Origin of the sequence: Microcystis sp. M113S1 (genome assembly GCF_020246945.1) — a bacterium.
In the GTDB taxonomy this organism is placed as follows: domain Bacteria; phylum Cyanobacteriota; class Cyanobacteriia; order Cyanobacteriales; family Microcystaceae; genus Microcystis.
In genome coordinates this window covers 1-7,473 of record NZ_JADBSA010000286.1, presented here as the reverse complement: position 1 = coordinate 7,473, position 7,473 = coordinate 1, and the positions used below count along the sequence as shown (strand labels likewise).

The window sequence follows — 7,473 nt, the reverse complement described above, 5'->3', positions numbered from 1 at the left end:
TTGGGGGTTGGGGGTTGGGGGTTGGGGGTTGGGGTGTGGGGTGTGGGGTGTGGGGTGTGGGGTTTTACCCATTTTCAGGTGGTCAATTACCTAATTTTCAGGGAAAAAGTCCCTGAATTTTCCCCCCAATCACTCCAAGGATCGGCACTTTTTGAGGGAAAAAAAGTCTAAAAACCTTATCCAACAAGGTTTTTAGATTTATTCAGCAAACCTTAATTAGGAGTTTTAAATAGCGGTAAGTATTCAAGACGCTTTTAATTGCCTATATAGACAGTAAAAGACTAGGAGATTATAGCTGGTTTGAGTCCTAATTTATGTCTCTAAAATTAGCTGACCCATGGCCTTGAGAATTTGGAGCAGATTAATTGCTGATTCAGGATACATTAAATTAAGTTCTGGCATTATCTGATAAGTGGGGTTAGTTTCTTGTCTGAGATAGACGAACATATATTGTAAGCCATTAGTTGCTAATCCCCAAACTGAGGGTTGTCTTTCTAAGCTATTGTAGGCATAAGTCAGTAATTGAGGTAATCCCTGACGTACTTCGATTCCACTCTCTTTAGCTTCAATGACTAAAATCCAAAAAGGGATATCATTGACAGTTGCTATCGAATTATTTACCGTGACAATATCAAAGCGTCCGTTAATAGTTTTATCTTCATCGACAAGGATAATATTATCAATCCCTTCTTCAACCCTAATCTTAATCGGATAACGATAAAAACCCGCTAACCGCAATAGGGGAAATAGGGTTAAAACTTTCACTTGTCCTTCTGATGCTTTATCTTCCATCAAATAGGGTCGAAAATCGTTGCGGATTTGAACAAGTTCTAATTTTTCTGCGTCGCTGACGGTTTCCAAAGCTAAAAGCTCTGTAAATGAAACATCCTCAAGCTTTTCTTGGAAATTGAGATGACGTTGAACATCAGCAAGGGTTAGTTTACTTGTTTTGAGGGTAAGCATTGATTTAGCAAGCAGTACATTGCTGTTTCCATGATAGCGGAAGATAGGTGTCTCGGCTGTTCTTACTAACAAAATAGACCCGAATTTAGGGGGTATTTTCTGGAAAAGAATCACTATAATTAAATAAAAATGGTACGCTATTTTTTCCCGATCCATCCATGACTAAAACCCGGGGCATTTGGGCCCCACCTTCGCGCCAAGCTTCGATCGCTTCTTTCTGTAAAACTAATCCTCCCCCCTGTTCTTTTAAAGTTTCTGCTAATAGTCTTTGTGCCTCAGCTTTCCCTTTAGCGCGATTAACTTCTGCTTGGGCCTGTTGTTCCGCTTCTTGGGTGATATAAACGGCTCTTTGGGCGCGTTGTTCCGCGATTTGTTTATCTTCGACAGCCCGAGCAAATTCTGGAGAAAAATTCAAATCTACCACACTGGTATCTAAGACTAGAATACCATACTTTTCTAACCGAGTCGATAGGGCATTATCAAAGTCTTCTTTTAACTCACTGCGTCGAGTAATTGCCTCCTCTACTGTTCTTTTAGCGGCGGCAATTTTAAAGGATTCTTGGGTTTGAGGGGCGATAATTTTAGCGACAATATTTTGTAAGGTGCCTTGGGTTCTTCTAATTGCCACTACTTGAGTCGGATCAAGACGAAAATTAATCGCAAAACTAGCGGATAAATTTTGTAAATCTTTAGTGGAACTTTGGGCCGGAACTTCAAATTTTTGCACCGTAACATCGTAGATATCAACACTAGAAACAAAGGGAGGTTTAAAGTGCAGTCCCTCCAATAAAACCCCGTCCTTAGCCTTTCCTAAAACACTTAAAACCCCCGCTTGTCCGGGGGTGATAATCACATAGGCATTAAAGGCCGCTAAAATGACAATAGTGACCAATAATCCCCCGATCAGGGAAAGTAAATTAATAGCATCTTTCTGGTTCACAGTTTATACTCCTTGATGAGCGACTAAAGCGAGAATTTTTACCGCAATTGCTTGATTGACAGGCATCACTGACAGACGATTTCCTGTCCTTACTAATAATAATTCATCGGCGGTAAAATTTTGTTTTAAAATTCCTAGGGGCAGCAGTTGGGGAAAAAGGCGATCGAATTCAACTTTCACCGTCCACCAGCGCGGGGAATCTGGGGAGGATTTAGAATCATAGTAGGGACTATCGGGATCGAATTGTGTCGGATCGATCATATCGGTTTCCACTACGCGCATCAAGCCGACAATCCCCGGCGGGGTGGTATTAGAATGATAAAAAAAGGCCAAATCTCCCCGTTTCATCTGACGGAGAAAATTGCGGGCCTGATAATTTCGCACTCCCTCCCAAATAGTTTGACCATCTTTTTTTAAATCCTCCATACTATAGACATCGGGTTCCGATTTCATTAACCAGTAATTTAAATTCATCATTTATCGTTATTATTAATTCAAATAAGCTCAAAAATATTTTTAGCCGTTCCTGTCAGCCTTGTTACCATAGGGTTATACCAAATCTGGTTATTAAAGACTGATTATTTATTCCTCCTGTTGCCTCTTGCCTCTTGCCTTTTGCATGAGTGCCTGTCCTGATATGTAGCCTATACTCAAAGGATTTAGTATTAAATATAATTCACTTTGGCTGCTTTTGTATATCTACTCAAACAATTATTGGGGAGAATGTATCTAAAAATACTTTTGTTAGCGGCAATTTTTAAGGACTATAAGCCTTCAAGTCGCACTATTCTTGGCAACCGTCAGTTTTTCCCTATAGCTAAAAATAATTTATTCTCGATTATTAAATCGCTCAAATAAGCTGTAAAATAGGATACATTGCTCTAAAAATCTCTAGCCAATCCATAGATTATCAGTGTTCCAAGCCACTCGCCGCCGTTTAGCCTTATGGTACACTGTTGTCACTGCCATACTACTGCTTTTTCTCGCTACGGGAATGTATTTTTATGTGCGCCATACCCTAGTGGATCGCATTGATGATACCCTCAAACACATCATTGAGGTGGTAAATCGTTCCCTCGTGATCGAATCGATTCCCCCGGACCAAGGACGTTATCGCGTCGATCCCCTCGCAAGTTTTCCCAGTCAGGGTAAATCCGTCGAGGACGATCATATAGATTTGGAATGGTTTGATCCCCAAGGTAATCTACTTTGGTCAACTCTGGCTGAATCCTTAGATATTCCCCTCCATCCCCACCGTCAGGGGGAAACTATTCGCTTATCCGATGATCGTCTGCTGCGACAAGTAACCGAAAGGGTGGAAATCGGTCATTATGTTTTGGGATATCTGCGGGTAAGTCATCCTTGGTTTGAGGTGACAAAACCGATTAGACAGCTATTATGGGATTTAATCGCCGGAATTTGCCTGATGATTGCCAGTGTCGCCTGGATTGGTTGGTTTTTGTCCGGTTTAGCCATTCAACCAGTAAAAGAGTCCTATCAGAGTTTAAAACAATTTACCGCCGATGCTTCCCATGAATTACGCAATCCGATCGCTACTATTCAAACTAACGTGCAAATGGCGATCGCTTATCCCCAAACTGGCCATCAACGCTTGCAAGTGATCGATCGTTTAACGGAAAGATTGGGCAATTTAGTCAATGATCTGCTTTTTTTAGCCCGTTCTGATAGTGGCATCGTCCAACCGATTGAGCAAGCTGTACCTTTGGATGCTTTATTGATGGAAGTGGTGGAAGAACAGCGTTTAATCGCCGATAAGCAGGGAATTTCCCTCTCTTTGTCGATTGTGGAACCGGACCAAGAGGATTTTTCCTACAGCGATGAAATGTTTACTATGCGGGGAGATTGGGATCAATTAGCACGTTTATTCACAAATTTAATCTCTAATGCCCTGAAACACGCTTTTTTGCCCGAATCTGAGCCTAAAAATCTGGCAGTGGAATTGGAAAAAAGTAAACGCGATCGACAATCGGTGTTACTGGTACGCGTCAAAGATAACGGAATCGGTATTCCCGAAGCTGCTTTGTCCCATATTTTCGATCGCTTTTATCGTCTCGATCCCGCACGACAAAATTCTGCCACTTCCGGGGGAACAGGATTAGGATTAGCGATCGCTTTAGCGATTACCCTCAGTCATCATGGACAAATTAGCGTCGAAAGTCAGATCGATCGAGGAACAATCTTCACCGTCACCTTACCGAAAAGCCATCAACGGGAGAAAAAAACTGAAAGGTCAGAAGCTTAACACCTCTGACCTTCTTTATCATACCCCCAAGGGAATTCGAATCCCTGTCGCCTCCGTGAAAGGGAGGTGTCCTAGGCCACTAGACGATGGGGGCGTGGATTTCAGACCTTTTTAAATATAACAATAATCTTTCTGGGAGTCAAGGGTTTTGGCAAAAATTTTTTTTATCCCGCCCTTGCACAATAGGATAGTCTAATTGAAGATGTTATCGCCCAAAATCCATGGCTGCCGATCCCTATAAAAGCCGACTGTTCAACCTGATCAACCGTCGTTTGATCCGTCTGAAAGATAACCTCGGCCGCGTCTCCCGTCGCGGTCAAAATGCGATCGCTATTGCCCTGCAAATAGCCCTCTATCCCGTCTATTTGCTGGTACAATCGCTGCGGATGACGGCTAATCAATTGGGGAACAGTCTCCAGAAACAATTATCACCCCCCGGAAAAGATGGGACGGATGCGATCGAAGAATTTCTACAGAGCTTATCTGACCAAGAAACGCCATTTATTGGCATAGCAGCCGATCTAGAGGATCAAGCTTTAGTTTTCGTCACTAACGATCACCAGACTGTTAAAATCACCGATAATCAAACCCAAAGACAAATAGAAAAACAAATTAGGACGGCACTGGCTAACTACGCCCTGGCAAAACGGAGAATTAAGCGATTAAATCGGCAATATCCGCCTTTATTACCGAATTTTACCGACAAAAATCCTGTCTTACCCCCGATCCGTTGGTTTTGGAACCTACTACGCTGGGAACAACAGGGGCAAATAGCGATCGCCATAAATCTATTCCAGGAATCCCATCTCGTCAAAACCCCGACACCACCCTCCTTACCACTGCCTAATTTAAATTCTCAAGCGATTTTAGAAGTTATTGACGAAAAATTAGCAATTTTCGAGGCTAAATTTCTCGCTATCTCCCCCGCAATCCCCAGCAGTTTTAGTCACACCCCTAACCCCCCTTCCGAGATCGTTAACGAGTCCCCGACTCTAGAGAAAAATTCCTCCTATCTCTGGGGCCTTTATTGGTTAATTTATGCGGCGATCGAGCATTTCTGGGCAAAAGAGAAGAATAATTTAGAATATAGTGCTGATTCACCCGCTTTATCGGCAAAATATCCCTTAAGTTTTCCTAATTCTCTGCTGATCAGCTTCAAGCAACGTCTCCAGGATTGGCCAGAAAAACAAACCCAAGCGGATCCCTTCACGATCGGCAAACTCATCCAAGCGGCGATCGATCACTTCTTTTCCTCTCGCCAATCCCTGACATTTTCCGCCGTCAGCGAGCAACCTTGGCTAGAATCCGCCGATATCTTGGCTATTTCTCCCCAAGACTCCGAAAAACCGCGCCTTAACCCCGCTTATCCCCTTCCCCAGTCCCATAGCACAAAAAAAGCTTTTAGTCAAGAAAAACAAAATAAATCTTTACAAAAAATCCCCCCAGCCGCCGCTGAAATTACTCCGGGAGAATCCCCCCCCACAACCCAATTAGATCCCCGCTACGCTAGGGAGATAATTCAACCAATTAACGAAGAATGGTTAGAAACCGAATCAACCCCCGTCGGCTACGTTAAACACCCCTTAGAACGGATTTTAGAGGGATTAGATGCGATTATTTTATGGGTGGAGGAATTAGTTATTAAAATCTGGCGTTGGTTGCGGTACAATCGACGCATTTCTAGATTACTCAAACGCAAACGCTAAATCGATCGGTTTTGGGTATAGCCGATCGAGTAGTCTTTCTGTTGTGAGAAACTTGAGACTATCTTTAGGGACTTACCTCTGTCAATCTTAGGCATTTCAGCAGTTAAAGTCATGGCCATAATCTCAAATTACCGAAATTTATCGACAAAAATAAGCTAAACTAACGGCAAAGATAATAGGTTTTGATTTTTTTTCTTCCTGAGCTGCAATGAACTACGGTATTTACACCCTCGGCAATGATGTCGTGTTTGACCAACTGGTGGCCTTGCTGAATAGCATCGCCGTCAATGCGGGTGCGGGTATGCCCGTCTGCGTCATCGCCTACGACGACCGGTTGGAAAAAACCGCCGCCGAAATCGCCACCCGTCCCAATGTCACCCTCTGGAATGACAAAGATCTGTTTAAGCCGTGGGAGGACTTTTCGTTACAAGTCTGGCAAGCTCACCCCACAGCACTGCAACACTGGCAGAAAACCGAAGGCATCCAAGGAGTACGACGGTTGGGTATGAACCGCCGTTACTGTGCCTTTGACCCCAACGCCCCCTTTGAAAAATTCATCTACATTGACGCAGATGCGCTGATTTTGGATGATGTCACCCCTGTGTTTGAACAGCTAGACACTTCTGATGTGGTGACTTACGACTTTCAGTACAAAGACCCCACCCACATTTACAATGTCAATTCACCGAAACTGCTGGAAGTGTTTCCCCAAGAACGGATTGAGGCGGATATCTTTTGTGCTGGGTTCTACGCCTCCAAGCGCGGCTTTATGCTGTCGGAACAAAGGGATTGGCTAGTGGCAAGGCTACAGGAGGGCGAGGCAGAGGTATTGTATCCCTCAGCCCCCAATCAGTCGGTGCTGAACTATATGGTGATGAGATCGCAGCTATCCGTCTCTAACTTAGCGAAAGAATGGCCTGCCACTCGTCGCACCGGCAACGCCGTCACCTCCGCCCATTTCCAACAACGGGATGGGCTATTATACGACCACGACAAACGGGTGATGTATCTGCACTACATTGGTTTATCTTCCTCTCTGTTCACTCGACTTTGTAGCGGTGAAAATCTCGATTTTCCCTATCGAGATATTTTCTTACACTATCGTTATCTCTACCAACCTAGTCAACGTCCTATATTTACAGGTAGTCCCAAACCCTATCAACCACCGACCCCAACCTTTTGGCAAAAAGTAACCAGAAAACTCGGTTTAGGAAAATAATCATTAAGATTGAGAAGATCAATGCCAGAGTTACTAGGGGTTTCACCGGTCTAGATCGTGTCAGACTTATCTGAAATGACTATACATTTTCAAGGTCTAATCTTCTCCATAAGAAGATTCCAGGCGAAAAAAAGCCAAAAAGTAGCGGAATGTATAGCGCGCCACTACATCTCAGAAAAAACCTCTTACCAAAATTTTGGGTTAAAGCCCCGTCCTTTTAGGACGGCTTGATGTTAAAATAAAATTGGTTTGAATCCCCTGAGTGGGCGGTAGTGAATGGCTCGATTGAGTTGAACCCTGGAACTCGAAAGTCTGCATAAGAGACAAAAAGGGAGGGTAGCGAAAACCTCGTCAAACATAGCGCAGTACCCGCTCAACAACG

Annotated in this window: 6 protein-coding genes and 1 tRNA gene; 3 read left to right on the top strand and 4 right to left on the bottom strand. The window is 43.6% G+C overall.

What is annotated here, in order from left to right:
- Positions 1–312: 312 nt before the first annotated feature.
- From IM319_RS14500 to IM319_RS14490, 3 genes are all read right to left on the bottom strand, one after another.
- Positions 313–963, bottom strand: a complete 651-nt coding sequence (locus IM319_RS14500; protein WP_287736018.1) for a restriction endonuclease subunit R — start codon at positions 961–963, stop codon at positions 313–315.
- Between the two features lie 85 nt (positions 964–1,048).
- On the bottom strand, positions 1,049–1,903 hold the full coding sequence (locus IM319_RS14495) for a prohibitin family protein (protein ID WP_286825403.1): 855 nt from the start codon (positions 1,901–1,903) through the stop codon (positions 1,049–1,051).
- Positions 1,904–1,906: 3 nt separating this feature from the next.
- Complete coding sequence (locus IM319_RS14490) at positions 1,907–2,380, bottom strand: EVE domain-containing protein (protein ID WP_287736017.1); 474 nt, start codon at positions 2,378–2,380, stop codon at positions 1,907–1,909.
- 436 nt (positions 2,381–2,816) lie between these two features.
- Here IM319_RS14490 and IM319_RS14485 point away from each other — a divergent pair, with 436 nt between their 5' ends.
- Positions 2,817–4,166: a sensor histidine kinase gene (locus tag IM319_RS14485; RefSeq protein WP_287672997.1), complete on the top strand. Its 1,350-nt coding sequence runs from the start codon at positions 2,817–2,819 to the stop codon at positions 4,164–4,166.
- 21 nt (positions 4,167–4,187) lie between these two features.
- Here the strand turns inward: IM319_RS14485 and IM319_RS14480 are convergent.
- Positions 4,188–4,260: transfer RNA gene (locus IM319_RS14480), tRNA-Glu, on the bottom strand.
- Positions 4,261–4,387: 127 nt separating this feature from the next.
- Here IM319_RS14480 and IM319_RS14475 point away from each other — a divergent pair.
- Together IM319_RS14475 and IM319_RS14470 are read left to right on the top strand one after the other, a co-directional pair.
- Positions 4,388–5,872 (top strand): hypothetical protein, encoded by a 1,485-nt coding sequence (locus IM319_RS14475; RefSeq protein ID WP_287736016.1) that lies wholly within the window; start codon positions 4,388–4,390, stop codon positions 5,870–5,872.
- A gap of 208 nt (positions 5,873–6,080) precedes the next feature.
- Positions 6,081–7,091, top strand: coding sequence for an Npun_R2821/Npun_R2822 family protein (locus IM319_RS14470; protein WP_158199204.1), 1,011 nt, complete (start codon positions 6,081–6,083; stop codon positions 7,089–7,091).
- The last annotated feature ends 382 nt before the right edge of the window (positions 7,092–7,473 follow it).

Bases quoted from the DNA above. Each gene is read 5' to 3' on its own strand.
- IM319_RS14500 (WP_287736018.1), bottom strand. From the start codon at position 963: ATGCTTACCCTCAAAACAAGTAAACTAACCCTTGCTGATGTTCAACGT.
- IM319_RS14490 (WP_287736017.1), bottom strand. From the start codon at position 2,380: ATGATGAATTTAAATTACTGGTTAATGAAATCGGAACCCGATGTCTAT.
- IM319_RS14475 (WP_287736016.1), top strand. From the start codon at position 4,388: ATGGCTGCCGATCCCTATAAAAGCCGACTGTTCAACCTGATCAACCGT.
- IM319_RS14470 (WP_158199204.1), top strand. From the start codon at position 6,081: ATGAACTACGGTATTTACACCCTCGGCAATGATGTCGTGTTTGACCAA.